This window comes from Pseudomonas delhiensis, assembly GCF_900187975.1.
Lineage (GTDB): Bacteria > Pseudomonadota > Gammaproteobacteria > Pseudomonadales > Pseudomonadaceae > Pseudomonas > Pseudomonas delhiensis.
Map to the genome: position 1 here is coordinate 1 of NZ_FZPC01000052.1, position 26,817 is coordinate 26,817.

Here is a 26,817-nt window from a genome sequence, read left to right on the forward strand (position 1 = left end):
CCCGACCATGACGTAGGGCGAATAACCGTTCGCGGTTATCCGCCGATACGCCGGGGCCACCGCCAATGCTCAGTCCAACCCCGGAGCCGCCGAAGGTCACGGTCAAACGGCGGATAACGCCGTAGGCGTTATGCGCCCTACGCCAGGCCCGACCATGACGTAGGGCGAATAACCGTTCGCGGTTATCCGCCGATACGCCGGGGCCACCACCAATGCTCAGTCCAACCCCGGAGCCGCCGAAGATCACGGCCAAACGGCGGATAACGCCGTAGGCGTTATGCGCCCTACGTATCCGCGGGACATAAAAAAGGGGATGCCTAGGCATCCCCTTTTTTCAGCACGCGGGCGATCAGCCGTGGTGCTTTTCCACTTCTTCGCGGCGCTGCTCGGCCTGTTCGGCCTCGACTTGCTCCTCGACGGCCTTCATGGCCTGCTCGCCTTCGGCAGCTTTGGCAGCTTTGGCAGCTTTGGCAGCTTCGGCAGCTTCGGCAGCTTCGGCAGCTTCGGCAGCAGGTGCCTCAACGGCTTCCTGGGCCGCTTCCACGACGCTTTCTTCCGCAGCGGCGACCGGCGCCTCGACGACAGCTTCCACCTCGGCGGCCTGTTCGACCACAGCGGTTTCCACGACGGCCGGAGCCGCAGCGGCGGCTTCCGCGGCTTCGCGGGCCAGGCGCTCGGCTTCGCGCTGCAGACGACGGCGCTCGCGCGGGTCGTTCAGGGCGCGGCCGGTGGCGTTGGCTGCCGGCTGTGCGTCGTCCTGGCTCGGTGCGGCGACAGCGGGCTCGGCCTGGACGGCCGGGGCTTCGACCACCTGGGGTTCGACGGGGGCGCTTTCGACGACCGGAGCGGCCTCGACCACGGCTTCCGCGGCAGGCTGCTCGGCCGGTTCGACGGCGGCCGGGGCGGATTCGCTCGGCTGCAGGCTGAACTCTACGATCTGCTCGCCGGCGCTTTCCTCGTGGGTCTCGGTGACCACCACGGACTCGGCGCTGGCCTCGACGGCAGCGACCGGCTCGGCGGCCTGCTCGCTGGCAGCCTCGACGACCTGCTCGGCGACCACGGCTACCGCGGCGGCGCCGCTTGCGACCAGGGCCGGGGCGGACGGCGACTCGCTGCCTTCCTGCTGTTCGCCGGCCTCCAGGCCGTCCACGCCGACTTCGCGCTGACGCTCGCGGCGGTTGCTGCGGCGGCGCTGGCCACGGGAACGGCGGCGCGGACGCTCGTCATCGCCACCTTCCTGGTCGTCCTGCTCCAGCAGTTCCTCGCCGTTCGGCAGCTCTTCGGCTTCCAGTGCGGCTTCGCGGGCCTGGCGCTCCTCGCGGGGCTGGCGTTCGCCACGTTCGCGACGCTCACCACGCTCTTCGCGCGGCTGGCGTTCCTCGCGGGGCTGACGGTCTTCGCCCGGCTGGCGCTCGGCACGTTCTTCGCGCGGCTGACGCTCCTCGCGGGGCTGGCGCTCGGCACGTTCTTCACGCGGCTGGCGTTCCTCGCGCGGTTGGCGTTCGGCGCGCTCTTCGCGCGGCTGACGCTCCTCGCGGGGCTGGCGCTCGGCGCGTTCTTCGCGCGGTTGGCGTTCCTCGCGGGGTTGACGCTCGGCGCGCTCTTCACGCGGCTGGCGTTCCTCGCGGGGCTGACGCTCGGCGCGTTCTTCGCGCGGTTGACGCTCCTCGCGGGGCTGGCGTTCGGCGCGTTCTTCACGCGGCTGGCGCTCTTCGCGGGGCTGACGCTCGGCGCGTTCTTCGCGGCGGCGCTCGTTGCGTTCGCCACGCTCTTCGCGGGGCTTGCGCTCGTCGTCGCGACGGCCGCCGTCACGGCGACGGTTCTGCTGGCGGCCGTTGCGGCGCTCGTCCGGGGTCGAGCTGCGCTCGCTGGCGGGCTTCTCGGCGCTGACGGCCGGCTTGGCCTCTTCTTCCTTGCCGGCGAACAGGCTCACCAGCGACTTGACCAGGCCCTGGAACAGGCTCGGCTGCGGCATCGGCTTGGCGGCTTCCACCGGCTGCGGCGCGGCGGCCTGCTCGGCCTGCTGCGGGGCGGGGGTCTGCGGGGAAACGGTCTTCACCGCGGCTTCCTGGCGGACCAGGGTGCGGGTGGCGCTGACCGGCTGGACTTCCTCGTGCTCGACCAGGGCCATCTCGTAGCTGGTGTGGCCGACCAGCAGGTCCGGGTTGTCGTCACGCAGGCGCTGCACTTCGAAGTGCGGGGTTTCCAGGTGCTCGTCCGGCAGGATGAAGATGCGCGCGCGGGTGCGCAGCTCGATCTTGGTGATGGCGTTGCGCTTCTCGTTGAGCAGGAAGGCGGCGACCTGGAAGGGTACGCGGGCGCGGACTTCCGCGGTGCGGTCCTTCAGCGCTTCTTCCTCGATCAGGCGCAGGATGGCCAGCGACAGGGATTCCACGTCGCGGATGATGCCCTGGCCGTTGCAACGCGGGCAGACGATGCCGCTGGTCTCGCCGAGGGACGGGCGCAGGCGCTGGCGGGACATCTCCAGCAGGCCGAAGCGCGAGATGCGCCCGACCTGGACGCGTGCACGGTCGGCCTCGAGGGCTTCGCGCACGCGCTCTTCCACGGCGCGCTGGTTCTTCGCCGGGGTCATGTCGATGAAGTCGATGACGATCAGGCCGCCGATGTCACGCAGGCGCAGCTGGCGGGCGATTTCCTCGGCCGCTTCCAGGTTGGTCTGCAGGGCGGTTTCCTCGATGTCGCCGCCCTTGGTGGCGCGCGCCGAGTTGATGTCGATGGAGACCAGGGCCTCGGTCGGGTCGATGACGATGGAGCCGCCGGAGGGCAGCTTCACTTCGCGCTGGAAGGCGGTCTCGATCTGGCTCTCGATCTGGAAGCGGTTGAACAGCGGAACGCTGTCCTGGTACAGCTTGACCTTGCTGGCGTACTGCGGCATCACCTGGCGGATGAAGTTCAGGGCTTCTTCCTGGGCGTCGATGCTGTCGATCAGCACTTCGCCGATGTCCTGGCGCAGGTAGTCGCGGATGGCGCGGATGATGACGTTGCTTTCCTGGTAGATCAGGAAGGGCGCGCCGCGCTCGCCGGAGGCTTCCTTGATGGCGCCCCACAGTTGCAGCAGGTAGTCCAGGTCCCACTGCAGCTCCTCGGAGCTGCGGCCCAGGCCCGCGGTGCGGACGATCAGGCCCATGTCGGCGGGGGCGTTGAGGCCGTTCAGGGCTTCGCGCAGTTCGTTGCGCTCCTCGCCCTCGATGCGGCGGGAGATGCCGCCGGCGCGGGGGTTGTTCGGCATCAGCACCAGGTAGCGGCCGGCCAGGCTGATGAAGGTGGTCAGGGCTGCGCCCTTGTTGCCGCGTTCTTCCTTCTCGACCTGGACGATGACTTCCTGGCCTTCGCTGAGCACTTCCTTGATGTTGATGCGCCCTTCGGGGTTCTTCTTGAAGTACTCGCGGGAAATTTCCTTGAGGGGGAGGAAGCCGTGGCGCTCGGCGCCGAAGTCGACGAAGGCGGCTTCCAGGCTGGGCTCGACGCGGGTGATGCGGCCCTTGTAGATGTTGGCCTTCTTCTGTTCGCGCGCGCCGGACTCGATGTCCAGGTCGAACAGACGCTGGCCATCTACCAGCGCTACACGCAACTCTTCGGGTTGAGTTGCGTTGATCAGCATTCTTTTCATGTAGTACCAATGGTTTCCGGGGCCACCGGAAACGGCAATCGGCACCCACGACTCTCACGGTCGGTGCTCAGGCGCGTACTCAGGAATGGCGGGCCATTCCCGTGTCCAGCGACGTCCGGCCAGCAACGGGCCGGGTCGCGACTACGTCTCCTGCTTGTCCTGTGAACAAGCAATCAACAGGAGGAGGAATCAACTGTCGGAGGCGGACGAAAGAGTGCGTCTTAAACAAGGCTATGCAAGCTACGCGGTCCGACGGTTGTGCATCTCCACCCTGCACGTTTCCTATTGAAGAAGCGGGTGCCGCTCGCAGAATCCGGGAGCGGGTTGGCTTTTCACGGCTACCGAGGCAGCCGTGCGTCATGTCTCAAGGCTCGGGTTCCGAGTCGTTGCGTCGAGGGATTCGCTGATCCGCCACGGCAACGCTTCGCAGGACTGCCTCACGTCCGTTCAATGTGCTTGCAGGCAGCGGGGATGGCGATTTCGCTGACATCCGCGGGCCCGGCCACTTTTGGCGGCCTCCCGAATATAGCAGCAATGATTAAGTGCTTCAATTGAATGAAAAATTGCTATGATGAGCGGATGACGACTCCCACCCCTCCGACTTCCGGCGTCCAGCTGCTTGAAGTCTCGCCGGAATATGCCGGCCAGCGCATCGACAATTTCCTCAGAACCCAGCTCAAAGGCGTACCCAAGACCTTGATCTACCGCATCCTGCGCAAGGGCGAGGTGCGGGTGAACAAGGGGCGGATCAAGCCCGAGTACAAGCTGCAGGCCGGGGACCTGGTGCGCGTGCCGCCGCTGCGCCTGGCCGAGCGTGACGAGCCGGCGCCGCTGGCCCAGGGGCTGCTGGAGCGCCTGGAGGCCGCCATCGTCTACGAGGACAAGGCGCTGATCGTGATCAACAAGCCCGCCGGCATCGCCGTGCATGGCGGCAGCGGCCTCAGCTACGGCGTGATCGAGGCCTTCCGCCAGCTGCGCCCGGAGGCCAGGGACCTGGAGCTGGTGCACCGCCTGGACCGTGATACCTCCGGCCTGCTGATGATCGCCAAGAAGCGCAGCATGCTGCGCCACCTGCACGACGCCCTGCGCAACGAGCACGTGGTGGACAAGCGCTACCACGCCCTGGTGCGCGGTAGCTGGCCGGCGGCGAAGAAGCAGATCCGCGCGCCGCTGATGAAGAACAACCTGCGCTCCGGCGAGCGCATGGTGGAGGTCAACGTCGAAGGCAAGGATGCGCTCACCGAGTTCAAGGTGCTGCGCCGCTTCGGCGACTTCGCCACCCTGGTGGAGGCGCGGCCGATCACCGGGCGCACCCACCAGATCCGCGTGCACGCCAAGCATGCCGGGCATTCCATCGCCGGCGACGCCAAGTACGGCGACGACGAGTTCTCCCGCGAGATCCGCGAGCTGGGCGGCAAGCGCCTGTTCCTGCATTCCGCGCAGCTGCGCGTGCCCATGCCCGACGGCTCCACCCTGGAGCTGGACGCCGAGGTGGACGACATGTGGCGCAGCACGCTGGAGCGCCTGGATGCCTGATTACGCGCTGCTGGTCTTCGACTGGGACGGCACCCTGGTCGACTCCGTCGGCCGCATCGTCGAGTCGATGCGGGTGGCGGCCGAGCGCTCCGGGCTGCCGCAGCGCAGTGACGAGGCCATAAAAGGCATCATCGGCCTGGGGTTGCCGGAGGCGATCCAGACGCTGTACCCGGAGGTCGACGACGAGGCTGCGCTGACAGTCTTTCGTGGCGACTACGCCGAGCATTATCTGATGCTGGAGGTCGAGCCTTCTCCTTTGTTCCCGGGCGTGGCCGATGCGCTGGAGCATTTCCGCCAGTCCGGCTACCGTCTGGCGGTCGCCACCGGCAAGAGCCGCCGTGGCCTGGACCGGGTGCTGAAGGGGCAGGGCTGGGAAGGTTTCTTCGATATCACCCGCGCCGCCGACGAGTCGGCGAGCAAGCCCGACCCGCGCATGCTGCACGAGATCCTCGCGCATTGCCGGGTCGAGCCGCGGCGTGCGGTGATGGTCGGGGATGCGCCCTTCGACCTGGAGATGGCGCGCCGCGCGGGCATGGACTCGGTGGCGGTGTCCTACGGGGCGCAGCCGCTGTCGGTGTTGCGCGAATACGGCCCGCGCCTGGAGATCGGGCATTTCAACGAATTGCGCGCCTGGCTGGATGGCCGGGCGCAGGACCCATGGATCGAGGTGAGCGAGCATGTCGGATGAGTGGAAGGCCGAGGAATCCGGCCCGTCGGATGCGAAGAGCTGGAAGCTGCTGGAGAAGGCGGTGCTGGCCGGCGTGCAGGAGCAGCGCCGGGCTCGTCGCTGGGGCATCTTCTTCAAGCTGCTGACCTTCGCCTACCTGTTCCTCGCCCTGGCGCTGTTCACCCCCTTCAGCGGCCTGTCCAAGTCGGCCTCGCGCAGCGGCAGCCATACCGCCCTGATCGAGGTGAAGGGCATGATCGCCGACGACGAGCCGGCCAGCGCCGACAATGTCGTGGGGGCGCTGAAGGCGGCCTTCGAGGATACCGGCACCAAGGGCATCGTCCTGCGCATCAACAGCCCGGGCGGCAGCCCGGTGCAGTCCGGCTACATCTATGACGAGATCAAGCGCCAGCGCGGCCTGCATCCGGATGTGAAGGTCTATGCGGTGATCAGCGACCTGGGGGCCTCCGGGGCCTACTACATCGCCAGCGCCGCCGACGAAATCTACGCCGACAAGGCCAGCCTGGTCGGCTCCATCGGCGTCACCGCCGCCACCTTCGGCTTCGTCGGCACCATGGAGAAGCTCGGCGTCGATCGCCGCGTCTACACCTCCGGCGAGCACAAGGCCTTCCTCGATCCCTTCCAGCCGCCCAAGGCCGAAGAGACGCAGTTCTGGCAGGGGGTGCTGGACACCACCCACAAGCAGTTCATCGACAGCGTGAAGAAAGGGCGTGGCGACCGCCTGAAGGACAAGGACCACCCCGAGCTGTTCTCCGGGCTGATCTGGTCCGGCGAGCAGGCGCTGCAACTCGGCCTGATCGATGGCCTGGGCAGCACCAGCTACGTGGCGCGCGACGTCATCAAGGAAAAGGAGATCGTCGACTACACCGTGCAGGAAACGCCGTTCGACCGCTTCGCCAAGAAGCTCGGCACCAGCGTCGCCGAGCGCCTGGCGCTGTGGATGGGCTGGCAGGGGCCGGCGCTGCGCTGAGGTCCCGCTGCTCGAAACGGGCCGCTGCCTTTATATAGGAAGGCAGCGGCTTTTTCGTTCCTGGGGCGGGCCTTGTCGGCCTCCGCTCCTACGCCGCCCGCCCGTGCCATTCCCCTGTAGGAGCGGGCCCTGCCCGCGATTCGCGCGCAGGGCGCGCTCCTACATGTTCCGGAAGGCGTCGATTGTAGGAGGACTCCGTCCGCGATGGTCAGGGAACCTGCACCCCTTCGGCCAGCAGCATGTCCACCAGGCGGATCAGCGGCAGGCCGACCAGGCTGGTGCCGTCCTCGCCCTCGGTCGCGCGGAACAGGCTGACGCCCAGGCCCTCGGCCTTGAAGCTGCCGGCGCAGTCGAAGGGGCGCTCGGCCTCGAGGTAGCGGCGGATGCGCGCCTCGTCCAGTTCGCGGAAGTGCACGCGGAAGGGGATGCAGTCCACCTGGCAGCGGCCGCTGGCGCTGTCCAGCAGGGCCAGGCCGGTGAGGAAGCTGACGCTGTTGCCGCTGGAGGCCTTGAGCTGTTCCACGGCCCGTTCCAGGGTGTGCGGCTTGCCGAGGATCGCCTGGCCCTGGACGGCGGCCTGGTCCGAGCCGATGATCAGGTGCTGGGGAAAGCGCGCCGCCAGCGTTCGCGCCTTGGCTTCGGCGAGGCGGCGCACCAGCTGTTCGGCGCTTTCGTCGGGCAGCGGGCTTTCATCTATATCCGGGCTTGCGCATTCGAAGGGCAGGCGCAGGCGTTGCAGCAGTTCGCGGCGGTAGGGCGAGCTTGAGGCGAGAATCAGTGGGCGCATCGGGGGTCTCCTGGGCGAAGTCCGCGATTCTAGCGAAAAGGCTGTCCATACAGCGGTTTATGCCTAATTTCCTTTGACAGGGACGGGGGCATCCCTATAATGGCGCGCTTATGTTGAATGGGCCGATACCACCTCACGTCGATCCGCGCAAACTGGTAGAGCGCGAAGCCACCCTCGAGGGTGTGCTGCCGCTCGCCAGCATGCCGCGGGTTTGCGAACAGCTGACCAACAGCGACGGCAACGTCCGGGCGAAGTTCTTCTTCCACCGCGACGAGCAGAAGCTTGCGGTCATGCATGTCGAAGTCGACGCGCAGGTGAGCATGGTATGCCAACGCTGCCTCGAGCCGGCGACCTTCCAGGTCACCAGCGAGTCCGACTTCGCCATCCTCTGGGAAGGCCAGTCTGCCGAAGGGCTGCCGAAGGGGTACGATGCGCTGGAAGTGGGGGAGGACCCCCTCGACCTGCCGCCTCTGGTCGAGGATGAGCTGTTGCTCGCCTTGCCCATCGTTCCGGCCCATGACCCTGAGGAATGCCAGCATCCGGCGGGATTTGCAGCAGCGCCCGAGCCGAGCGAGAACGTGGAAGAGCGTCCCAACCCGTTCAGCGTACTGGCGCAGTTGAAGCGTGACCCAAACGTTTAGGAGTTAATCAATCATGGCTGTTCAGCAGAACAAAAAATCCCGTTCCGCTCGTGACATGCGTCGTTCCCACGATGCGCTCGATGCGAACGCTCTGTCCGTGGAAAAGAGCACCGGTGAGGTTCACCTGCGTCACCACGTCTCCCCGGACGGCTTCTATCGCGGCCGCAAGGTCGTAGACAAGGGCTCTGACGAGTAATCCTTGTCCGCACCAATCATCGCGATTGATGCAATGGGTGGGGACTTCGGTCCCCACTGCATTGTTCCGGCCAGCATTTCCTTCCTGGCCGAAAACCCCGCCCTGCAACTGGTCCTCGTCGGCCAGGCCCCCCTCCTCGAAGAACTCTGCGCCCGCGTTTCCGCGGTCGACCGCCCGCGCCTGCACATCCAGCACGCCAGCGAAGTCATCGGCATGGACGAACGCCCGTCCCAGGCCCTGCGCAGCAAGCCCGACTCCTCCATGCGCGTCGCCCTGGAACTGGTCCGCGACGGTGCGGCCCATGCCTGCGTCAGCGCCGGCAACACCGGGGCGCTGATGGCCCTGTCGCGCTACCTGCTCAAGACCCTGCCGGGCATCGACCGGCCGGCCATGGTCACCGCGGTGCCGACCCAGACCGGGCATTGCCACCTGCTGGACCTGGGGGCGAACGTCGACTGCAGCGCCGAGCATCTCTACCAGTTCGCCGTGATGGGCGCGGTGGCGGCCGAGGCGCTGGGCAAGGCCAACCCGAAGGTGGCGCTGCTCAATGTCGGCACCGAGGAAATCAAGGGCAACCAGCAGGTCAAGCTGGCCTCGACCCTGCTGGAGCAGGCCCGCGGCATCAACTACATCGGCTACATAGAGGGCGACGGCCTGTACCGCGGCCTGGCCGACGTGGTGGTGTGCGATGGCTTCGTCGGCAATATCCTGCTCAAGGCCAGCGAGGGTCTGGCGGCCATGGTGGTCAGCCGCCTGGAGCAACTGTTCGCGTCCAGCCTGTCGGCGAAGGCCATTGGCCTTGTGGCCATGCCGCTGCTGCGCCGCCTGCGCAGCGACCTGACGCCGGCCCGGCACAATGGCGCGAGTTTCCTGGGGCTGCAGGGCATCGTGGTGAAGAGCCACGGCAGCGCGGCCGAGGAGGGCATCCAGAGCGCGCTGCGCCGGGCCCTGGCGGAAATCCGCGAGAACCTGCCGCAGCGGCTCCACGGGCGGCTCGAAAGCCTTCTCTAAGTAGCTGAATAGAAAGGAAATAGAGATTTCTGGCGGTAATGGAAGTATGCTTGCGCACCGCGCTCGCAAGGTCGCCCGGCGAGATGAAATCCCCGCCCTGGCGATGTGACCGCGCGGTCGAGGCCGTCATCCAACTGTCAGTTCCATGCGCCAGGCTGCTGCTGGCGTTACCCTTCGACGAAACAGACACAAGGGACCCGTTGCAATGTCCGCATCCCTCGCATTCGTTTTCCCCGGCCAGGGCTCGCAATCCCTCGGCATGCTGGCCGAGCTGGGCGCGCAGCACGCACTGGTGCGTGACACCTTCGCCGAAGCCTCCTCGGCCCTGGGCTACGACCTCTGGGCGCTGGTGCAGGAAGGCCCGGAAGAGCGCCTGAACCAGACCGACAAGACCCAGCCGGCCATCCTCGCCGCCTCCATTGCCCTGTGGCGCCTCTGGCAGGCCGAGGGCGGCGCCGCGCCGGCCTACGTCGCCGGCCACAGCCTGGGCGAGTACTCGGCCCTGGTCGCCGCCGGCAGCCTGGGCTTCGCCGACGCGGTGAAGCTGGTCGAGCGCCGCGGCCAATTGATGCAGGAAGCGGTGCCCGCCGGGACCGGCGGCATGGCCGCGATCCTCGGCCTGGAAGATGCCGACGTGCTGGCCGCCTGCGCCGAAGCCGCGCAGGGTGACGTGGTCAGCGCGGTGAACTTCAACGCCCCCGGCCAGGTGGTGATCGCCGGCGCCGCCGCCGCGGTCGAGCGCGCCATCGAGGCCTGCAAGGCCCGCGGCGCCAAGCGCGCCGTGGCGCTGCCGGTCAGCGTGCCGTCGCACTGCGCGCTGATGCGCCCGGCCGCCGAGCGCTTCGCCGAGGCGGTGGAAGCCATTGCCTGGCAGGTGCCGGGCATCGCCCTGGTGCAGAACGTCAGCGCCCAGGTGCCGGCGGACCTCGCCACCCTCAAGCGCGACCTGCTGGCGCAGCTGTACAGCCTGGTGCGCTGGGTCGAGACCGTGCAACTGCTCGCCGCCAAGGGCGTCACCGATCTGGTAGAGTGCGGCCCTGGCAAGGTCCTGGCCGGCCTGAACAAGCGTTGCGCCAAGGGCGTGAACACCCACAATCTGGATTCGGCGGACGCCTTCGCGGCGGCTCGTGCGGCTCTGGCTTGAACAGGAGATAAGAGCATGAGTCTGCAAGGTAAGGTTGCCCTGGTCACCGGCGCGAGCCGCGGCATCGGCCAGGCCATCGCCCTGGAGCTGGGCCGCCTGGGCGCCATCGTCATCGGCACCGCCACCAGCGCCTCGGGCGCCGAGAAGATCGCCGAGTACCTCAAGGCCAATGGCATCGAAGGCGCCGGCCTGGTCCTGGACGTTTCCAGCGACGAATCCGTCGCTTCCACCCTCGAACACATCCAGCAGCACCTCGGCCAGCCGCTGATCGTGGTCAACAACGCCGGCATCACCCGCGACAACCTGCTGATGCGGATGAAGGACGACGAGTGGTTCGACGTGGTCAACACCAACCTCAACAGCCTCTACCGTCTGTCGAAAGCCGTGCTGCGCGGCATGACCAAGGCGCGCTGGGGCCGCATCATCAACATCGGTTCGGTGGTCGGTGCCATGGGCAATGCCGGGCAGACCAACTACGCCGCGGCGAAGGCCGGTCTAGAGGGCTTCACCCGCGCGCTGGCGCGCGAAGTGGGCTCCCGTGCCATCACCGTCAACGCGGTGGCCCCGGGCTTCATCGACACCGACATGACCCGCGAACTGCCCGAAGCCCAGCGCGAAGCGCTGCTCGGCCAGATTCCGCTGGGGCGTCTCGGCCAAGCCGAAGAGATCGCCAAGGTGGTAGGATTCCTCGCCTCCGATGGTGCCGCCTATGTGACCGGCGCCACGGTACCGGTGAATGGCGGAATGTACATGAGCTGAATGTGACCTTACTCTTCGCGGATGTGTCATATGCGCTGTCTAAAATCCGTTATATAGATGCAACTGGGTTATAGACAGAACATCGTGGTGGTCGCGAAGGGGCGTCGGCGTTCAGCTTGAAAAGCAGAAAACCCTTTCTATACACTTACCCGCAGCCCAGCTGTACGGATTGTCCATAGGAGTGAAAACAAGGTATGAGCACCATCGAAGAACGCGTCAAGAAGATCGTTGCTGAGCAACTCGGCGTTAAGGAAGAAGAAGTCACCAACAGCGCTTCCTTCGTCGAAGACCTGGGCGCGGACTCCCTTGACACCGTTGAGCTGGTGATGGCTCTGGAAGAGGAATTCGAGACCGAAATCCCCGACGAGCAAGCCGAAAAGATCACCACCGTCCAGGAAGCCATCGACTACATCGTTGCCCACCAGCAATAAGTAGCCGTTTCCGACGGAAGAAGCCGCACGGCCTGCAAAGGCGTGCGGCTTTTCTTTAGCGTAGCGCTGGACAGCCCTGGTCGCGGTCCGGCGCCTATGCCGTGTATTCGCAAAATGAGGAAGTCGTAGTGTCGCGCAGACGCGTCGTCATCACTGGCATGGGTATGCTCTCGCCCCTGGGCGTGGACGTGCCGAGTTCCTGGCAGGGTATCCTGGCCGGCCGCAGCGGTATCGCCCCGATCGAGCACATGGACCTTTCCGCCTTCCCCACCCGCTTCGGCGGTTCGGTGAGGGGGTTCGACGTCGAGCAGTACATGTCCGCCAAGGAAGCCCGCAAACTCGACCTGTTCATCCAGTACGGCCTGGCCGCCAGTTACCAGGCGGTGCGCGATTCCGGTCTGGAAGTCACCGACGCCAACCGCGAGCGCATCGGCGTCGCCATCGGCTCCGGCATCGGCGGCCTGACCAACATCGAGAATACCTGCCGTTCCATGTTCGAGCAGGGGCCGCGGCGCATTTCGCCGTTCTTCGTGCCCGGCTCGGTCATCAACATGGTTTCCGGGTTCCTGTCGATCAACCTCGGTCTGCAGGGCCCCAACTACGCCATCACCACCGCCTGCACCACCGGCACCCACAACATCGGCATGGCCGCGCGCAACATCGCCTACGGCGAGGCTGACGTGATGGTCGCCGGCGGTTCCGAAATGGCCACCTGCGGCCTGGGTATCGGCGGCTTCGGCGCGGCCCGCGCGCTGTCCACCCGCAACGACGAGCCGGCCCGCGCCAGCCGCCCGTGGGACAGGGACCGCGACGGCTTCGTGCTTTCCGACGGCGCCGGCGCCGTGGTGCTGGAAGAGCTGGAGCACGCCAGGGCCCGTGGCGCGCGGATCTACGCCGAGCTGGTCGGCTTCGGCATGAGCGGCGACGCCTTCCACATGACCGCGCCGCCGGAAGATGGCGCGGGCGCCGCCCGTTGCATGAAGAACGCCCTGCGCGACGCCGGCCTGAACCCGGAGCAGGTCGACTACATCAACGCCCACGGCACCTCCACCCCGGCCGGCGACATCGCCGAGATCGCCGCGGTGAAGTCGATCTTCGGCGAGCAGGCCTACAAGCTGTCGATGAGCTCGACCAAGTCCATGACCGGCCACCTGCTCGGTGCCGCCGGCGCCGTGGAAGCCATCTTCTGCGTCCTGGCCCTGCGCGACCAGGTGGCGCCGCCGACCATCAACCTGGAGAACCCGGACGAAGGCTGCGACCTCGACCTGGTGGCGAACCAGGTCAAGGAGCGCAGCATCGAGGTGGCGGTGTCCAACTCCTTCGGCTTCGGCGGCACCAACGGTTCCCTGGTGTTCCGCCGGTTCAACGGCTGATGCCCGCCTGGGTCGACGGCCGGCCCGCCGAGGCCCTGTCCGTGCGCGATCGCGGGCTGGCCTACGGCGATGGCCTGTTCGAGACCATCGCCGTGCGTGCCGGCCGGCCGCGCCTGCTGGCGCGGCACCTGGCGCGCCTGGAGGAGGGCACGCGGCGCCTGCGCCTGCCGGCGCCGCTGGACCTGGTGGAGCAGGAGCTGCTGGCTTTCGCCGCGCAACTGGGCGAAGGCGTGGCCAAGCTGATGCTAACCCGCGGCGAAGGCCTGCGCGGTTATGCCGCGCCGGCCGATGCCCAGGTGCGGCGCATCCTGGTCGGCTCGCCGGCGCCGGCCTATCCGGCGGCCAATTTCGACGAGGGCATCGCCCTTTTTCCCTGCGCCACCCGCCTGGCCGAGCAGCCGCTGCTGGCCGGCCTCAAGCACCTCAACCGCCTGGAGCAGGTCCTGGCCCGCAGCGAATGGAGCGATCCGGCTTTCGCCGAGGGGCTGATGCGCGACCAGGGCGGAAGGGTGGTCGAGGGCGTCTTCAGCAACCTGTTCCTGGTCCGCGGCGGCGAATTGCTCACCCCGGCGCTGAGCCGCTGCGGGGTCGCCGGGGTGATGCGCGCCGAACTGCTGGAGTGGGCGGCGGGGCAGGGCATTGCGACGATGATTCGGGATGTTGCCTACGACGAACTGTTGCACGCCGATGAGGTCTTCCTTTGCAACAGCCTCTACGGTATCTGGCCGGTGCGTCGACTCGAAGCCCATGCCTGGCCGGTCGGGGCGATCACCCGTAAACTGCAAGCCCACTTCCGCGAACGCCTGGATTCCTGACCTGTGATGCGCAAATTGCTGGTGCTGCTGGAAAGCGGCCTGCTGCTGGCCGGGCTGTTGCTCGGCCTGGCCGGCTGGGAGCAGCGCCGGGCCCTGCAGCAGCCGCTGCAGCTCACCGAAGAACGCCTGCTGGACGTCCCGTCCGGCGCCACGCCGGGGGCGCTGCTGAGCCGCCTGCAGGACGAGGAAGTGCTGCACGGCGCGTTCTGGCTGCGCCTGTACTGGCGCTTCAACCTGGCCGGGCAGGCCCTGCACAGCGGCGAGTACCGGCTCAAGCCGGGGATGCGCGGCGACGACCTGCTGGAACTGTGGCGCGAAGGCGACGTGGTGCAGTACAGCCTGACCCTGGTCGAGGGCTGGACCTTCCACCAGTTCCGCGAACTGCTGGCGCGCCAGCCCAAGCTGGAGGCCACCCTGGCCGGCCTCGGCGACGAAGAGGTGATGAAGCGCCTGGGCAAGGCCGGCGTCGTGCCCGAGGGGCACTTCTTCCCGGACACCTACCGCTACGTGCGCGGCATGCGCGACATCGACCTGCTCAAGCTGGCCTACCAGCGCATGGAGCGCATCCTCGACCAGGAATGGCAGGCACGCAGCGGCGACCTGCCCTACAAGGACCCGTACCAGGCGCTGATCATGGCCTCGCTGATCGAGAAGGAAACCGGCGTGCCCCAGGAGCGCCAGCAGATCGCCGGGGTCTTCGTGCGCCGCCTGCAGAAGAACATGCTGCTGCAGACCGACCCGACCGTGATCTACGGCATGGGCACGCGCTACAACGGCAGGATCAGCCGCGCCGACCTGCGCGAGCCCAGCCCCTACAACACCTACCTGATCGCCGGCCTGCCGCCGACGCCGATCGCCATGCCCGGGCGCGAGGCGATCCACGCCGCGCTCAACCCGGCCGATGGCCAGAGCCTGTATTTCGTCGCCCGTGGCGATGGCAGCCACGTGTTTTCCGACAACCTCGACGACCACAACAAGGCGGTGCAGGAGTACCAGCTGAAGCGGCGCGCGGACTACCGGTCCAGCCCCGCCCCGGCTCCCGCGCCGGCGCCGGAAGCGAGCCCCGAGGCGCCGCCGGCGCAGCAGTAGCACAGACAGAAGGAGAGCCGAGTGAGCGGCCTGTTCGTCACCCTGGAAGGCCCCGAAGGCGCGGGCAAGACCACCAACCGCGAGTACCTGGCCGAGCGCCTGCGCGAACGCGGCGTGGAAGTGCAGCTGACCCGCGAGCCCGGCGGCACGCCGCTGGCCGAGCGCATCCGCGACCTGCTGCTGGCCCCCAGCGACGAGCCGATGGCGGTGGATACCGAGCTACTGCTGATGTTCGCCGCCCGCGCCCAGCACATCGCCCAGGTCATCCGCCCGGCCCTGGCCCGCGGCGCGGTGGTGCTCTGCGACCGCTTCACCGACGCCACCTACGCCTACCAGGGCGGCGGCCGCGGCTTGCCGGAAGCGCGTATCGCCGAACTGGAACGCTTCGTCCAGGGCGATCTGCGCCCGGACCTGACCCTGGTCTTCGACCTGCCGGTGGACGTCGGCCTGGCCCGCGCCGCCGCCCGCGGCCGCCTGGACCGCTTCGAGCAGGAAGACCGCGGGTTCTTCGAGGCGGTGCGCCAGACCTACCTGCGCCGCGCCGCCGCCGAGCCGCGGCGCTACCAGGTGCTCGACGCCGCGCAGCCGCTGGAGCGCGTGCAGGCCGACATCGCGAGCCTGCTGCCGAACCTGCTGGAGCGCCTGCATGGCTGAAATCTACCCCTGGCAGGCCACGCTCTGGCAGCAACTCAGCGGCCGCCCGCGGCATGCCCACGCCTACCTGCTGCACGGCCCGGCCGGCATCGGCAAGCGCGCCCTGGCCGACAACCTGGCGGCCCTGCTGCTCTGCCAGCGCCCGGTCGATGGCCGCGCCTGTGGCCAGTGCAAGGGCTGCCAGTTGCTCGTCGCCGGCACCCATCCGGACTTCTTCCTGCTGGAGCCCGAAGAGCCGGAGAAGCCGATCCGCGTCGACCAGGTCCGCGAGCTGGTGGACTTCGTGGTGCAGACCGCGCAGCTGGGCGGGCGCAAGGTGGTGCTGCTGGAGCCGGCCGAGGCGATGAACCTCAACTCCGCCAACGCCCTGCTCAAGAGCCTGGAGGAGCCCTCCGGCGACACCGTGCTGATCCTCATCAGCCACCAGCCCAGCCGCCTGCTGCCGACCATCAAGAGCCGCTGCGTGCAGCAGGCCTGCCCGCTGCCGAGCGCCGGGCAGAGCCGCGCCTTCCTCGCCGCCGCACTGCCGGACGAGACGCCGGAGGCCATCGACGAGCTGCTGGCGCTGGCCGGCGGCTCGCCGCTGACCGCCCTGCGCCTGCATGGCCAGGGCGTGCGCGAGCAGCGCGCGCTGGTGGTGGAGGGGGTGAAGAAGCTGCTCAAGCAGCAGATCGCCCCCGGCCAGTTGGCCGAGAGCTGGAGCGCCGTGCCGCTGCCGCTGCTGTTCGACTGGTTCTGCGACTGGGCGCTGGGCATCCTGCGCTACCAGCTGACCCGCGACGAGGCGGGCCTGGGCCTGGCGGACATGCGCAAGGTGCTGCAGTACCTGGCGGAGAAATCCACCCAGCCCAAGGTCATGGCGATCCAGGACTGGCTGCTGGAGCACCGGCAGAAAGTCCTGAACAAGGCCAACCTCAACCGTGCCCTGCTTCTCGAAGCCTTGCTGGCGCAGTGGGCAAGCCTGCCGGGAGCGGGCTAGAATCGGGCCAATCGGATCATCGCTAGGACAGCCGCATGAGCTTGCCACCGAACCTGGGACCGCGTAACGGTATCCTGTCCCTGACCATCAAGGACAAGTCCGTACTCTATGCCGCCTACATGCCGTTCATTCGCAACGGCGGGCTGTTCATCCCGACCAACAAGACCTACAAGCTGGGCGACGAGGTCTTCATGCTGCTCAACCTGATGGACGAGCCGGAGAAGATCCCGGTGGCCGGCAAGGTGGTCTGGATCACCCCCAAGGGCGCCCAGGGCAACCGCGCCGCGGGCATCGGCGTACAGTTCAACGACGGCGACAACACCGCGCGCAACAAGATCGAGACCTACCTGGCCGGGGCGCTGAAGTCCGACAGGCCGACCCACACCATGTAATCCGCGGCAGACGTGCCGTCGAACGCAGGAGGCGCCCGAAGGGGCGCTTCGTCATTTCCGGAGTAGCCTTTCCATGCTCGTCGATTCCCATTGCCACCTCGACCGCCTCGACCTGGCCGCCCACGGCGGCTCGCTCGACGCCGCCCTGGACGCCGCGCGCGCCCGGGGCGTCGGGCAGTTCCTGTGCATCGGCGTCAGCGCCGACAACGCCCGGGCGGTCAAGGACCTGGCCGAGCGCTACGCCGACGTGCACTGCTCGGTGGGCGTCCACCCGCTGGACCTGGAACCCGGCGCCGCCCCGGCCCTGGACTGGCTGCTGGCCGAACTGAACCACCCGCGGGTGGTGGCCATCGGCGAGACCGGCCTGGACTACCACTACGAACCCGAGGCCGCCGAACTGCAGCAGGAAGCCTTCCGCCTGCACCTGGAGGCGGCGAAGCTCACCGGCAAGCCGGTCATCGTCCACACCCGCGAGGCCCGCGCCGACACCCTGGCGCTGCTGCGCGAGGCGGCGCTGCCCCAGGCCGGCGTGCTGCACTGCTTCACCGAGGACTGGGAAATGGCCAGGGCGGCCCTGGACATCGGCTTCTACATCTCGCTGTCGGGCATAGTCACCTTCCGCAACGCCGAGGCGCTGCGCGAAGTGGCCCGCCAGGTGCCGGCCGAGCGCCTGCTGGTGGAAACCGACTCGCCCTACCTCGCGCCGGTGCCGCACCGCGGCAAGCCGAACCTGCCGGAGTACGTGCGCGAGGTCGCCGAGTACCTGGCGGTGTTGCGCGGGGTGAGCTTCGAGACCCTGGCGGAGCAGACCACGGCCAATTTCAAGCGGCTGTTCCCGCTGGCGGCGTGATGCCTGTTTGATGGTTTGCGGATGGAGTCCGCTCCTACGGTCGTGCTTACCTGGCACCTTCGTTTGCGATTCGCGCCCATCGTAGGGCGAATAACCGTTCGCGGTTATCCGCCGTTGGCCATGCCACCGGGGCGTCCGGCACGGTCGGCGAATCCAATCGCGGACGGCCGCTCCTACGACCGTGCTTTCCTGGAACCGTAGGAGCGGACTCTGTCCGCGATTCGGCGGATAACGCCGTAGGCGTTATGCGCCCTACGTGGGAACCCGGGAGCTTCGCGGTTTCGCATCACGCCGAACGGTCCCCTCTCCCGCTTGCGGGGGAGGGTTAGGGAGGGGGCCGAGTCAGGGTTCGCGAGCAAGCTCGCTCCTACGAAGAGCAAAAGCGGCTCTTGCTCTGGTTTTTGGATTTCCAGAGAAACATCCAAGCGCACCGGAACGCCCCTTCAGAAGGCCGAGCGAAACCGGCGCTCAGGAGGTCATGCGACATGGATGTCGCGAGAGCCCCGATGGGCTACAGGGACGTACCCTCGGGGCGGGCCTCCGTGGCGGGGGAGTTCGCGAGGGTAGCCCGGCTCCATCGGGCCCGTATGCGGGGCAAGCCTTTTTGGTTACTTTTGTGGCGTTTGACAAAAGTGACTCGCCCGAGAGGGCGAAACAAGAGACATCCGAGCACTCGGAGCGGCGCGCTACACCAAGCCCCCAAGCCAATTGGGTTCCCGCGTTCGCGGGAATGACGATTGGTAGAGAGACGCGGGCCCAAGGTTCGCGAGCAAGCTCGCTCCTACAGGGCCTTCAGGCCGGCACTCTTTCACGCACATAAAAAAAACCCGGGTTCTGGGGGATGAATCCGGGTCAAGACCATTAGGAGTGTAACAATAAGGTACGCGATCCTCGGTACCTTCACTGGCGGGGCACTTGGGGGGAGATGCCGCACACCAGTAACTTCAAGTATTGGCCAAGTTCGCGGAGCTTCCACATCCGCCCGGCGGTTTTTTAAACGGATTTGGAATACTGCGCCGCCCATGGCCCGCCATTTGCCGCTTGCCCGCGGGGCCAGGCCCCCTGGCTCGCGGGTTGCGGCTTATTCCCGGGCCAGGGCGGCGATGATGGCCAACGTGTCCTCTATCACGTTTTCCGGCGTGTAGAAGTGCGGCGAGAAGCGCACCCCGGCGCCGCGCTGGATGCACACCACCTGCTCGGCCTTGAGCCGCTCGTGCAGGCGGGCATTGTCCCAACCGTCCAGGCTGAAGGTCAGGATGCCGGCCCGGCGTTCGGGTTGCAGCGGGCTGTGCAGGCGCGCCCCGGGGATGCGTTGCAGGCCGTCCTGCAAGGCCTGTACCCGCTCGGCCAGGGCGGCGCCGACCGCCGGCATGCCGACTTCTTCCAGCAGCCCCAGGCTGGCGTCCAGCGCCACGGCGCCGAGCATGTTCGGGCTGCCGCATTCGAAGCGCCGTGCGCTGTGCGCCGGCTGCCAGTCGGCCTGGTTGTAGTTGCCGGCGTTCTCCAGCATGTGCCAGCCGTATTCCTGCAGGGACAGCAGGTCGCGCTCGGCGGCGCGGCAGTAGAACACGCCCAGGCCCTCGGGGCCGAGCATCCACTTGTGGCCGTCGGCCATGGCGAAGGCGCAGTCGTAGGCCTGGGCGTCGAAGGGCAGGGCGCCGAGCTGCTGGATGGCGTCGACGCAGAACAGCACCCCGCGCTGGCGGCAGCCGGCGCCCAGGCGTTCCAGGTCCATGCGCAGGCCGCTGGCGTACTGCACGGCGCTGATCGACAACAGGCGGGTGCGCGGCCCGCAGGCGGCCAGCAGGTCCGCTTCCGGGTCGGCGCCGGCCAGGCTCACCTGGATGACTTCCACCCCGCGGGGCTTCAGGGCTTCCCAGACGACACGGTTGGAGGGGAATTCCTGGTCGCTGATCACCACCTGGTCGCCGGCGCGCCAGTCGAGTCCGAAAGCCACGAAGGAAAGGGCTTCGGACGTATTCTTCACCAGGGCGACGTCGCCCGTGGTGGTGGCGCCGACCAGGTACGCAAGGCGCTGGCGCAGGCGGTTCTCCACCTGCAGCCACTGCGGATAGTCGCGCGCGCCCAGGCGGATGTTCTCGCTGGCGAAGGCGGCGACGGCATCGGCGCTACGCCTGGGCCAGGGCGCCACGGCCGCATGGTTCAGGTAACGTAGGCCGGGTTCCTGGGGAAACTCGAAAGAAAGCGGATTCATGGCGGATGTTCCGTGCATTTTGGCGCTGAATAGGCATAATACGCGGCTCCGGATTTTGACTATTTTTGACCGAACAGTCTTTTTATGCAGAAAGAGCCACGCAAGGTTCGCGAATTCCGTCGTCGCGAACAGGAGATCCTCGACACCGCCCTCAAGCTGTTCCTGGAGCAGGGCGAGGACAGTGTCACGGTCGAGATGATCGCCGATGCCGTGGGTATCGGCAAAGGCACCATCTACAAGCACTTCAAGTCGAAGGCGGAAATCTACCTGCGCCTGATGCTCGACTACGAGCGCGACCTGGCGGCGCTGTTCCATTCCGAGGACGTCGCCCGCGACAAGGAACGCCTGTCGCGCGCCTACTTCGAGTTCCGCATGCGCGACCCGCAGCGCTACCGCCTGTTCGACCGCCTGGAAGAGAAGGTGGTGAAGAACAGCCAGGTGCCGGAGATGGTCGAGGAGCTGCACAAGATCCGCGAATCCAACTTCGAGCGCCTCAGCCAGCTGATCAAGGAGCGCATCGCCGCCGGCAAGCTGGAAGACGTGCCCGCGTACTTCCACTACTGCGCGGCCTGGGCCCTGGTGCACGGCGCCGTGGCGCTGTACCACTCGCCGTTCTGGCGCGAGGTGCTGGAGGACCAGGAGGGCTTCTTCCAGTTCCTCATGGACATCGGCGTGCGCATGGGCAACAAGCGCAAGCGCGACGGCGACACCCCCGCCGCCTGAGCCAATGCCGGCGGCGCTTTCGGGCAGCCGCCGCGGCCATGGCGGGGATATACTGACAGGACACTCTCCGCCGGAGCCGATCGATGATCGTCGACCGCCAGGGCAGGCGCTTCCGCAACCTGCGCGTCAGCCTTACCGCCGCCTGCAACTACGCCTGCACCTACTGCGTGCCGGACGGCAAGCGGCTGGTCGCCGCGCAGGACGAGCTTTCCGCGCAGAGCCTGGTGCGCGGGGTGGCCTACCTGATCGAGGCCGCCGGCATCGAACGGCTGCGCGTCACCGGCGGCGAGCCGCTGGTCAGCCCCAAGCTGGATGCCTTCCTCCATGGCGTCAGCGGCCTCGGGCTCAAGGACATCAGCCTGACCAGCAACGGCCAGCTGCTGTCGCGCAAGCTGCCGCTGCTGCTCGATTGCGGCATCCGCCGGCTGAACATCTCCCTGGATACCCTGGACGCCGCGGCCTTCCGCGGCATCGCCCGTGGCGGTGACCTGGCCACGGTGCTCAAGGGGCTGGACGAGGCCAGCGCCGCGGGCATGAAGGTCAAGGTCAACATGGTGCCGCTGCGCGGGAGCAACCTCGACCAGGTGGTGCCGCTGCTGGACTACTGCCTGGAGCGCGGCTTCGAGCTGCGCTTCATCGAGCTGATGCGCATGGGCCACCTGGCCCGCGACGGCAATGCCTTCGCCAGCCAGTTCGTCGGGCTGCAGGAACTGCTCGGGCTGATCGGCCGCGACCATCCCTACGTCCAGGCCAACGCGCCGGTGGACGCCACCGCCCTGCGCTACGAAGTGCCGGGGCGGGGCTTCTTCGGCGTGATCGCCAACGAGAGCGTGCCCTTCTGCCGCACCTGCTCGCGGCTGCGCCTGTCCTCCACCGGCTGGCTGCACGGCTGCCTGTCCTCCAGCAACCGCCACTACGTCGGCGACCTGCTCGACAAGCCGCGCCACCAGGCCCTGCCGGCCCTGCAGCGGCTGCTGGTGAAGGCCCTGGCGGACAAGCAGGAAGTGGCCTTCTCCGGTGGCGCCACGGTGATGAAGATCATCGGCGGCTGAAACCCGACATCCCCAAGCCAGGCGATCCATGCACGACTTCCCCATTTCCTATATCGAACCGGTGTTCCGCCCGCCGAGCGAGGCGCATTCGCTGATCCTGCCGGTGACCAACGGCTGTTCCTGGAACCAGTGCGGGTTCTGCGAGATGTACACCCAGCCGCAGAAGAAATTCCGCGCCCGCGACGAGGCCGAGGTGCTGGAGGAGATCCGCCGCTGCGGCGAGCGCCTGATCGTCCAGCGTGTATTCCTCGCCGACGGCGATGCCCTGGTACTGCCGACGCGGCGCCTGCTGAACATCCTGCGGGCGATCCGCGAGCACCTGCCGGAGGTGCGGCGGGTGTCCAGCTACTGCCTGCCGCGCAACCTGCGCAGGAAGTCGGTGGAAGAACTGAAGGAGTTGGCCGACGCCGGGCTGGGCATGGCCTATGTCGGCGCCGAGTCCGGCGACGACGAGGTGCTGGCGCGGGTGAACAAGGGCGAGACCTACGCCTCGACCCTCGATGCCCTGGACAAGCTCGGCCAGGCCGGCATCCAGCGTTCGCTGATGATCCTCAACGGCCTCGGCGGCCAGGGCCTGAGCGAGCAGCACGCGGACAACTCGGCGCGCCTGATGAACGCCGCGCAGCCGGAGTTCCTCTCCACCCTGGTGGTCAGCTTCCCCACCGGCGAACAGCGCTTCCGGGCGGGCTTCCCGGACTTCCAGCCGCTGGACCGGGCCCAGCTGTTCGCCGAGGTCGAGCGCCTGCTGCAGGGCCTGGAGCTGCGCGACACCGTGTTCCGCAGCGACCATGCCTCCAACTACCTGGTGCTCAAGGGCGTGCTCGGCGCCGACAAGCCGCGCCTGCTGGCCCAGGTGCGCGAGGCCATCGAGCGGCCGCAGCAGGCGAAGCTGCGCCAGGAATGGCAGCGCGGCCTGTGATGGCGCGGAAGCTGCATCCGTCCGGCCAACGCCGGTTTTTCGACGCCGGCCGCGGAGAGATCGAATGCGCTACCTGTTGTTGACCCTGGCCCTGGCTGCGCTGGCCGGCTGCATGAAGCCCAGCGACATGGCCGAACGCACCGGCTACTACATGGGCGACGCCGGCTTCCTCGACCACAGCCAGACCCGCCGCACGGGGAACTGGCGGCTGCAGGCGGACTCCTTCATCTACATCGCCCAGGGGCACTTCGTGCCGCCGGGGCATCCCTACGCGCGGCCCAACGTGGTGGCCGAGGAGGCCTTCAGGGGCTTCGTCGAATACTTCCCGCAAGTGCGCCGGGCCAAGGCCCCGGAGGGCCTGGACGAGGCCATGCAGGAGGCGCGGGCGGCGGGCGCCGACTACCTGCTGTACACGCGCTTCGCCCGCGGCGAGGACAATGTGGGAAACTGGGAAGAGTACGAAGACACCGACAACGACGTCGGACGCGACCGCAGCGTGATCCAGGTGATGCTGATCGACACCGGCAACCGCTTCCTGCTGGACAGCGCCACCATCCGCAGCCGCGGCGGTTTCCTGACGTTCTACGACGCCCGGCCCGAGGACCTGATCGGGCCGCCGCTGGAAGAGTACGCCCGCAGCCTGCTGGGGGTGAGGGCGACCGAGGAGTTCCAATGACCGATACAGGCAAGGCCGGCGACCTGCTGGCGCAGATTCCCGCCAGCAAGGGCCTGCCGCCCGTGCACCTGTGGAACCCGCCGTTCTGCGGCGACATCGACATGCGCATCGCCCGCGACGGTACCTGGTACTACCTGGGCACGCCCATCGGGCGCAAGCCGATGGTCAAGCTGTTCTCCAGCATCATCCGCCGCGATGGCGACGACTACTTCCTGGTCACTCCGGTGGAGAAGTGCGGCATCCGCGTCGACGATGCGCCCTTCGTCGCCGTGACCCTGGGCGTGGAAGGGCAGGGCGAGGCCCAGCAACTGCGCTTCACCAGCAACGTCGAGGACGAGTTCGTCGCCGGCGCCGACCACCCGATCCGCGTCGACATCGACCCGCAGACCCAGGAGCCGGCTCCCTACGTGCTGGTGCGCAGCAACCTGGAGGCGCTGATCCACCGCAACGTGTTCTACCAACTGGTCGAGCTGGCCGCGCCGCGCCTGATCGATGGCCAGCAGTGGCTGGGCGTATGGAGCGGCGGCGAGTTCTTCCCCATCGGCCCGCAGCCGTGACCGGCAGGTCCCGAGGTGGCCGGTAGTCCGCCAAAGGTGCCGCTACAGCGGTTGGGGCCTCAAGCCCCTGCGCCCGTACTCCTTGTAGGAGCGCGCCCTGCGCGCGATTCGCGGGCAGGGCCCGCTCCTACAGTCCAGCAACTGTCTTGCCGGCCGCGCCAGGTTTGCTCTTACGACAGGCACAAAAAAACGCCGTTTCCTGTGAGGGAAACGGCGTTCTTCATTACACGGCGGCCTTACATGTTGGGGTAGTTCGGCCCGCCGGTGCCTTCCGGGGCGACCCAGGTGATGTTCTGCGCCGGGTCCTTGATGTCGCAGGTCTTGCAGTGCACGCAGTTCTGCGCGTTGATCTGGAAGCGCTTGCTGCCGTCGTCGTTGCTCACCACTTCGTACACGCCGGCCGGGCAGTAGCGCTGCGCCGGTTCGTCGTAGAGCGGCAGGTTCTTGGCGATGGGCACGCTCGGGTCGGCCAGCTTGAGGTGGATCGGCTGGTCTTCCTCGTGGTTGGTGTTGGAGAGGAACACCGAGGACAGCTTGTCGAAGCTCAGCTTGCCGTCGGGTTTCGGGTAGTCGATCTTCGGCGCTTCGCTGGCCTTCTTCAGGCTGGCGTAGTCCGGGGTGGTGTCGTGCAGGGTGACCGGGATCTTGCCGCCGAAGAAGTTCTGGTCGATGAAGTTGAACGCACCGCCACCGATGGCGCCGAACTTGTGGATGGCCGCGCCGAAGTTGCGGCTGCGGAACAGTTCGTCGTACAGCCAGCTGGCCTTGAACGCGTCCACGTAGTTGGTCAGCTCGTCGCCGCCCTCGCGGCCGGCGGCCAGGGCCTCGGCGATGGCCTCGGCGGCCAGCATGCCGGACTTCATGGCGGTGTGGCTGCCCTTGATCTTGGCGAAGTTCAGGGTGCCCAGGTCGCAGCCGATCAGCGCGCCGCCGGGGAAGACCATCTTCGGCAGCGAGTTGTAGCCGCCCTTGCAGATGGCGCGGGCGCCGTAGGCCACGCGCTTGCCGCCTTCCAGGTACTGCTTGATCACCGGGTGGTGCTTGTAGCGCTGGAACTCGTCGAAGGGCGACAGGTGCGGGTTGCTGTAGGACAGGTCGATGATCAGGCCCACGACCACCTGGTTGTTCTCCAGGTGATAGAGGAAGGAGCCGCCCGGGTTGTCGTCGTTCAGCGGCCAGCCGGCGGTGTGCACCACCAGGCCCTGCTCGTGCTTGGCCGGGTCGATGTCCCAGATTTCCTTGATGCCGATGCCGTAGTGCTGGGCGTCGGCGCCGCTGTCGAGCTTGTACTTCCTGATCAGTTGCTTGCCGATGTGGCCACGGCAGCCTTCGGCGAACAGGGTGTACTTGGCGCGCAGCTCCATACCGGGGGTGTAGTACCCTTCTTTCGGATTGCCTTCGCGGTCGACGCCCAGGTCACCGGTGACGATGCCGCGGACCACGCCGTTCTCGTCGATCAGGGCTTCCTGGGCGGCGAAGCCCGGGTAGATCTCCACGCCCAGGCCTTCGGCCTGCTGGGCCAGCCAGCGGCACAGGTTGCCCAGGGAGATGATGTAGTTGCCCTCGTTGTGCATGGTCTTGGGCACGAAGAAGTTCGGCACCCTGGTGGCGGCCTGGTCGTTCTTCAGGACGTAGATGTCGTCGCGCTTGACCGGGGTGTTCAGCGGGGCTTCGAGTTCCTTCCAGTTGGGGAACAGCTCGTTCAGCGCGCGCGGCTCGAACACGGCCCCGGAAAGAATGTGGGCGCCTACTTCGGAACCCTTCTCGACCACACAGACGCTGATCTCCTGACCCGCGTCGGCGGCCTTCTGCTTCAGTCGGCATGCGGCGGACAGACCGGCAGGGCCGGCGCCGACGATGACGACGTCGAATTCCATGTATTCGCGTTCCACTTCTCGATCTCTCCTAACTCAAGGCTCTACAGGCTATTTGTTGGTATGGGGCCGGGGGCGCTACCCCGGACAGAGCGGGGCGCAATTATAGCGACAGGGCCCAGCATAGTTATACCCCCCGTTTTGGGCAATACAAACGTTTGTTTGAAATGCGCGGAAGCCTGATAGAATCGGCTTCCGCGCCTTATGAACGGGCATTCACGCGTATTGACCCGACAGGGCGATGCGGTCAAGATAGCCACGGTTTTGCGGTCGCGGTCTCGCTGGATGTAGTCGCAGATGGCGTGCACTACCGGCCAGGCCTGTCTGGCGACATTCCTATTCACCGGAGAAAAACGAGGAATCCATGAAGGTTCTTGTAGCTGTCAAACGAGTGGTTGACTATAACGTCAAGGTCCGCGTCAAGGCGGACAACTCCGGCGTCGATCTCGCCAACGTGAAGATGTCCATGAACCCCTTCTGCGAAATCGCCGTGGAAGAGGCCGTGCGTCTGAAGGAAAAGGGCGTCGCCACTGAAATCGTCGCCGTCTCCGTCGGCCCGACTGCCGCCCAGGAACAACTGCGTACCGCCCTGGCCCTGGGCGCCGACCGCGCCATCCTGGTCGAGACCAACGAAGAACTGAATTCCCTGGCCATCGCCAAGGCCCTGAAGGCCGTGGTCGACAAAGAGCAGCCGCAGCTGGTCATCCTCGGCAAGCAGGCCATCGACAGCGACAACAACCAGACCGGCCAGATGCTGGCCGCGCTGACCGGCTACGCCCAGGGCACCTTCGCCTCCAAGGTCGAAGTGGCTGGCGACAAGGTCAATGTCACCCGTGAGATCGATGGCGGCCTGCA

At 67.2% G+C, this 26,817-nt stretch carries 26 protein-coding genes; 22 read left to right on the top strand and 4 right to left on the bottom strand.

Annotated elements, in window-relative coordinates; genetic code table 11:
• Window positions 1-349: 349 nt before the first annotated feature.
• Window positions 350-3,631 carry a ribonuclease E gene (rne, locus tag CHC02_RS28955; RefSeq protein WP_089394813.1) on the bottom strand — a complete coding sequence of 1,094 codons (3,282 nt, stop codon included), beginning with the start codon at window positions 3,629-3,631 and terminating at the stop codon, window positions 350-352.
• 579 nt (window positions 3,632-4,210) lie between these two features.
• Here rne and rluC point away from each other — a divergent pair.
• The 3 genes from rluC to sppA are packed head-to-tail and all read left to right on the top strand — an operon-like array spanning window position 4,211 to window position 6,825.
• The gene (gene rluC, locus CHC02_RS28965; RefSeq protein WP_089394814.1) at window positions 4,211-5,167 is read left to right on the top strand and encodes a 23S rRNA pseudouridine(955/2504/2580) synthase RluC; all 957 of its coding nucleotides are present in this window, start codon (window positions 4,211-4,213) and stop codon (window positions 5,165-5,167) included.
• Window positions 5,160-5,855: an HAD-IIIA family hydrolase gene (locus tag CHC02_RS28970; protein ID WP_089394815.1), complete on the top strand. Its 696-nt coding sequence runs from the start codon at window positions 5,160-5,162 to the stop codon at window positions 5,853-5,855. The genes rluC and CHC02_RS28970 overlap by 8 nt, the downstream gene beginning before the upstream one ends.
• Window positions 5,845-6,825 (top strand): signal peptide peptidase SppA, encoded by a 981-nt coding sequence (gene sppA / locus CHC02_RS28975; RefSeq protein ID WP_089394816.1) that lies wholly within the window; start codon window positions 5,845-5,847, stop codon window positions 6,823-6,825. Before CHC02_RS28970 ends, sppA begins: the two co-directional genes overlap by 11 nt.
• 208 nt (window positions 6,826-7,033) lie before the next feature.
• Here sppA and CHC02_RS28980 read toward each other — a convergent pair whose 3' ends face one another.
• Complete coding sequence (locus CHC02_RS28980; protein ID WP_089394817.1) at window positions 7,034-7,612, bottom strand: Maf family protein; 579 nt, start codon at window positions 7,610-7,612, stop codon at window positions 7,034-7,036.
• A gap of 110 nt (window positions 7,613-7,722) precedes the next feature.
• On the opposite strand from CHC02_RS28980, the gene CHC02_RS28985 reads away from it, so the two are divergent.
• From CHC02_RS28985 to CHC02_RS29045, 13 genes are all read left to right on the top strand, one after another.
• Complete coding sequence (locus tag CHC02_RS28985) at window positions 7,723-8,253, top strand: YceD family protein (RefSeq protein ID WP_089394818.1); 531 nt, start codon at window positions 7,723-7,725, stop codon at window positions 8,251-8,253.
• Between the two features lie 13 nt (window positions 8,254-8,266).
• Window positions 8,267-8,449, top strand: a complete 183-nt coding sequence (gene rpmF / locus CHC02_RS28990; RefSeq protein ID WP_009621425.1) for a 50S ribosomal protein L32 — start codon at window positions 8,267-8,269, stop codon at window positions 8,447-8,449.
• Window positions 8,450-8,452: 3 nt separating this feature from the next.
• Window positions 8,453-9,460, top strand: coding sequence for a phosphate acyltransferase PlsX (gene plsX, locus CHC02_RS28995; RefSeq protein ID WP_089394819.1), 1,008 nt, complete (start codon window positions 8,453-8,455; stop codon window positions 9,458-9,460).
• Window positions 9,461-9,665: 205 nt separating this feature from the next.
• Window positions 9,666-10,604 (top strand): ACP S-malonyltransferase, encoded by a 939-nt coding sequence (gene fabD / locus CHC02_RS29000; protein WP_089394820.1) that lies wholly within the window; start codon window positions 9,666-9,668, stop codon window positions 10,602-10,604.
• Window positions 10,605-10,619: 15 nt separating this feature from the next.
• Window positions 10,620-11,363 (top strand): 3-oxoacyl-ACP reductase FabG, encoded by a 744-nt coding sequence (fabG, locus tag CHC02_RS29005; protein WP_009621431.1) that lies wholly within the window; start codon window positions 10,620-10,622, stop codon window positions 11,361-11,363.
• 194 nt (window positions 11,364-11,557) lie between these two features.
• The gene (gene acpP, locus CHC02_RS29010; protein ID WP_007160597.1) at window positions 11,558-11,794 is read left to right on the top strand and encodes an acyl carrier protein; all 237 of its coding nucleotides are present in this window, start codon (window positions 11,558-11,560) and stop codon (window positions 11,792-11,794) included.
• 128 nt (window positions 11,795-11,922) lie between these two features.
• Window positions 11,923-13,167, top strand: coding sequence for a beta-ketoacyl-ACP synthase II (gene fabF, locus CHC02_RS29015; RefSeq protein WP_089394821.1), 1,245 nt, complete (start codon window positions 11,923-11,925; stop codon window positions 13,165-13,167).
• Window positions 13,167-13,982, top strand: coding sequence for an aminodeoxychorismate lyase (gene pabC / locus CHC02_RS29020; RefSeq protein WP_089394822.1), 816 nt, complete (start codon window positions 13,167-13,169; stop codon window positions 13,980-13,982). The genes fabF and pabC overlap by 1 nt, the downstream gene beginning before the upstream one ends.
• A gap of 6 nt (window positions 13,983-13,988) precedes the next feature.
• Window positions 13,989-15,071: an endolytic transglycosylase MltG gene (gene mltG / locus CHC02_RS29025; RefSeq protein ID WP_089394823.1), complete on the top strand. Its 1,083-nt coding sequence runs from the start codon at window positions 13,989-13,991 to the stop codon at window positions 15,069-15,071.
• A 21-nt stretch (window positions 15,072-15,092) separates the two neighbouring features.
• Window positions 15,093-15,725, top strand: a complete 633-nt coding sequence (tmk, locus tag CHC02_RS29030) for a dTMP kinase (protein WP_089394824.1) — start codon at window positions 15,093-15,095, stop codon at window positions 15,723-15,725.
• Entirely contained in the window at window positions 15,718-16,704 is a 987-nt protein-coding gene (locus CHC02_RS29035) for a DNA polymerase III subunit delta' (protein ID WP_089394825.1), read from the top strand. The genes tmk and CHC02_RS29035 overlap by 8 nt, the downstream gene beginning before the upstream one ends.
• Window positions 16,705-16,739: 35 nt before the next feature.
• Window positions 16,740-17,096, top strand: coding sequence for a PilZ domain-containing protein (locus CHC02_RS29040; RefSeq protein WP_009621447.1), 357 nt, complete (start codon window positions 16,740-16,742; stop codon window positions 17,094-17,096).
• Window positions 17,097-17,169: 73 nt separating this feature from the next.
• Window positions 17,170-17,946, top strand: a complete 777-nt coding sequence (locus tag CHC02_RS29045; protein WP_089394826.1) for a TatD family hydrolase — start codon at window positions 17,170-17,172, stop codon at window positions 17,944-17,946.
• 1,081 nt (window positions 17,947-19,027) lie between these two features.
• Here CHC02_RS29045 and CHC02_RS29050 read toward each other — a convergent pair.
• Window positions 19,028-20,161, bottom strand: coding sequence for an aminotransferase class V-fold PLP-dependent enzyme (locus CHC02_RS29050; protein WP_089394827.1), 1,134 nt, complete (start codon window positions 20,159-20,161; stop codon window positions 19,028-19,030).
• 84 nt (window positions 20,162-20,245) lie between these two features.
• Here CHC02_RS29050 and CHC02_RS29055 point away from each other — a divergent pair, with 84 nt between their 5' ends.
• The 5 genes from CHC02_RS29055 to CHC02_RS29075 all read left to right on the top strand — a co-directional run bounded on the left by CHC02_RS29055 (window position 20,246) and on the right by CHC02_RS29075 (window position 24,088).
• On the top strand, window positions 20,246-20,884 hold the full coding sequence (locus CHC02_RS29055; protein ID WP_009621451.1) for a TetR/AcrR family transcriptional regulator: 639 nt from the start codon (window positions 20,246-20,248) through the stop codon (window positions 20,882-20,884).
• 83 nt (window positions 20,885-20,967) lie between these two features.
• Window positions 20,968-21,936, top strand: coding sequence for a GTP 3',8-cyclase MoaA (locus CHC02_RS29060; RefSeq protein WP_089394828.1), 969 nt, complete (start codon window positions 20,968-20,970; stop codon window positions 21,934-21,936).
• A 28-nt stretch (window positions 21,937-21,964) separates the two neighbouring features.
• Window positions 21,965-22,855, top strand: a complete 891-nt coding sequence (locus CHC02_RS29065; RefSeq protein WP_089394829.1) for a radical SAM protein — start codon at window positions 21,965-21,967, stop codon at window positions 22,853-22,855.
• 64 nt (window positions 22,856-22,919) lie between these two features.
• Window positions 22,920-23,531: a DUF4823 domain-containing protein gene (locus CHC02_RS29070; RefSeq protein ID WP_089394830.1), complete on the top strand. Its 612-nt coding sequence runs from the start codon at window positions 22,920-22,922 to the stop codon at window positions 23,529-23,531.
• The gene (locus CHC02_RS29075) at window positions 23,528-24,088 is read left to right on the top strand and encodes a DUF1285 domain-containing protein (RefSeq protein ID WP_089394831.1); all 561 of its coding nucleotides are present in this window, start codon (window positions 23,528-23,530) and stop codon (window positions 24,086-24,088) included. The genes CHC02_RS29070 and CHC02_RS29075 overlap by 4 nt, the downstream gene beginning before the upstream one ends.
• A gap of 236 nt (window positions 24,089-24,324) precedes the next feature.
• Here the strand turns inward: CHC02_RS29075 and CHC02_RS29080 are convergent, their stop codons facing one another.
• Window positions 24,325-25,980: an electron transfer flavoprotein-ubiquinone oxidoreductase gene (locus CHC02_RS29080; RefSeq protein WP_089394832.1), complete on the bottom strand. Its 1,656-nt coding sequence runs from the start codon at window positions 25,978-25,980 to the stop codon at window positions 24,325-24,327.
• Window positions 25,981-26,326: 346 nt separating this feature from the next.
• Here CHC02_RS29080 and CHC02_RS29085 point away from each other — a divergent pair.
• A partial coding sequence (locus tag CHC02_RS29085) for an electron transfer flavoprotein subunit beta/FixA family protein (protein WP_089394833.1) occupies window positions 26,327-26,817 on the top strand: 491 nt, incomplete at its 3' end.

Coding starts and splice junctions, on each gene's coding strand:
- CHC02_RS29050 (WP_089394827.1), bottom strand. CDS start 20,161: ATGAATCCGCTTTCTTTCGAGTTTCCCCAGGAACCCGGCCTACGTTAC.
- CHC02_RS29075 (WP_089394831.1), top strand. CDS start 23,528: ATGACCGATACAGGCAAGGCCGGCGACCTGCTGGCGCAGATTCCCGCC.
- fabD (WP_089394820.1), top strand. CDS start 9,666: ATGTCCGCATCCCTCGCATTCGTTTTCCCCGGCCAGGGCTCGCAATCC.
- fabG (WP_009621431.1), top strand. CDS start 10,620: ATGAGTCTGCAAGGTAAGGTTGCCCTGGTCACCGGCGCGAGCCGCGGC.
- rne (WP_089394813.1), bottom strand. CDS start 3,631: ATGAAAAGAATGCTGATCAACGCAACTCAACCCGAAGAGTTGCGTGTA.
- CHC02_RS29070 (WP_089394830.1), top strand. CDS start 22,920: ATGCGCTACCTGTTGTTGACCCTGGCCCTGGCTGCGCTGGCCGGCTGC.
- CHC02_RS29060 (WP_089394828.1), top strand. CDS start 20,968: ATGATCGTCGACCGCCAGGGCAGGCGCTTCCGCAACCTGCGCGTCAGC.
- rpmF (WP_009621425.1), top strand. CDS start 8,267: ATGGCTGTTCAGCAGAACAAAAAATCCCGTTCCGCTCGTGACATGCGT.
- acpP (WP_007160597.1), top strand. CDS start 11,558: ATGAGCACCATCGAAGAACGCGTCAAGAAGATCGTTGCTGAGCAACTC.
- CHC02_RS29035 (WP_089394825.1), top strand. CDS start 15,718: ATGGCTGAAATCTACCCCTGGCAGGCCACGCTCTGGCAGCAACTCAGC.
- CHC02_RS28980 (WP_089394817.1), bottom strand. CDS start 7,612: ATGCGCCCACTGATTCTCGCCTCAAGCTCGCCCTACCGCCGCGAACTG.
- CHC02_RS28970 (WP_089394815.1), top strand. CDS start 5,160: ATGCCTGATTACGCGCTGCTGGTCTTCGACTGGGACGGCACCCTGGTC.
- rluC (WP_089394814.1), top strand. CDS start 4,211: ATGACGACTCCCACCCCTCCGACTTCCGGCGTCCAGCTGCTTGAAGTC.
- pabC (WP_089394822.1), top strand. CDS start 13,167: ATGCCCGCCTGGGTCGACGGCCGGCCCGCCGAGGCCCTGTCCGTGCGC.
- CHC02_RS29065 (WP_089394829.1), top strand. CDS start 21,965: ATGCACGACTTCCCCATTTCCTATATCGAACCGGTGTTCCGCCCGCCG.
- sppA (WP_089394816.1), top strand. CDS start 5,845: ATGTCGGATGAGTGGAAGGCCGAGGAATCCGGCCCGTCGGATGCGAAG.
- CHC02_RS28985 (WP_089394818.1), top strand. CDS start 7,723: ATGTTGAATGGGCCGATACCACCTCACGTCGATCCGCGCAAACTGGTA.
- CHC02_RS29045 (WP_089394826.1), top strand. CDS start 17,170: ATGCTCGTCGATTCCCATTGCCACCTCGACCGCCTCGACCTGGCCGCC.
- mltG (WP_089394823.1), top strand. CDS start 13,989: ATGCGCAAATTGCTGGTGCTGCTGGAAAGCGGCCTGCTGCTGGCCGGG.
- CHC02_RS29040 (WP_009621447.1), top strand. CDS start 16,740: ATGAGCTTGCCACCGAACCTGGGACCGCGTAACGGTATCCTGTCCCTG.
- CHC02_RS29055 (WP_009621451.1), top strand. CDS start 20,246: ATGCAGAAAGAGCCACGCAAGGTTCGCGAATTCCGTCGTCGCGAACAG.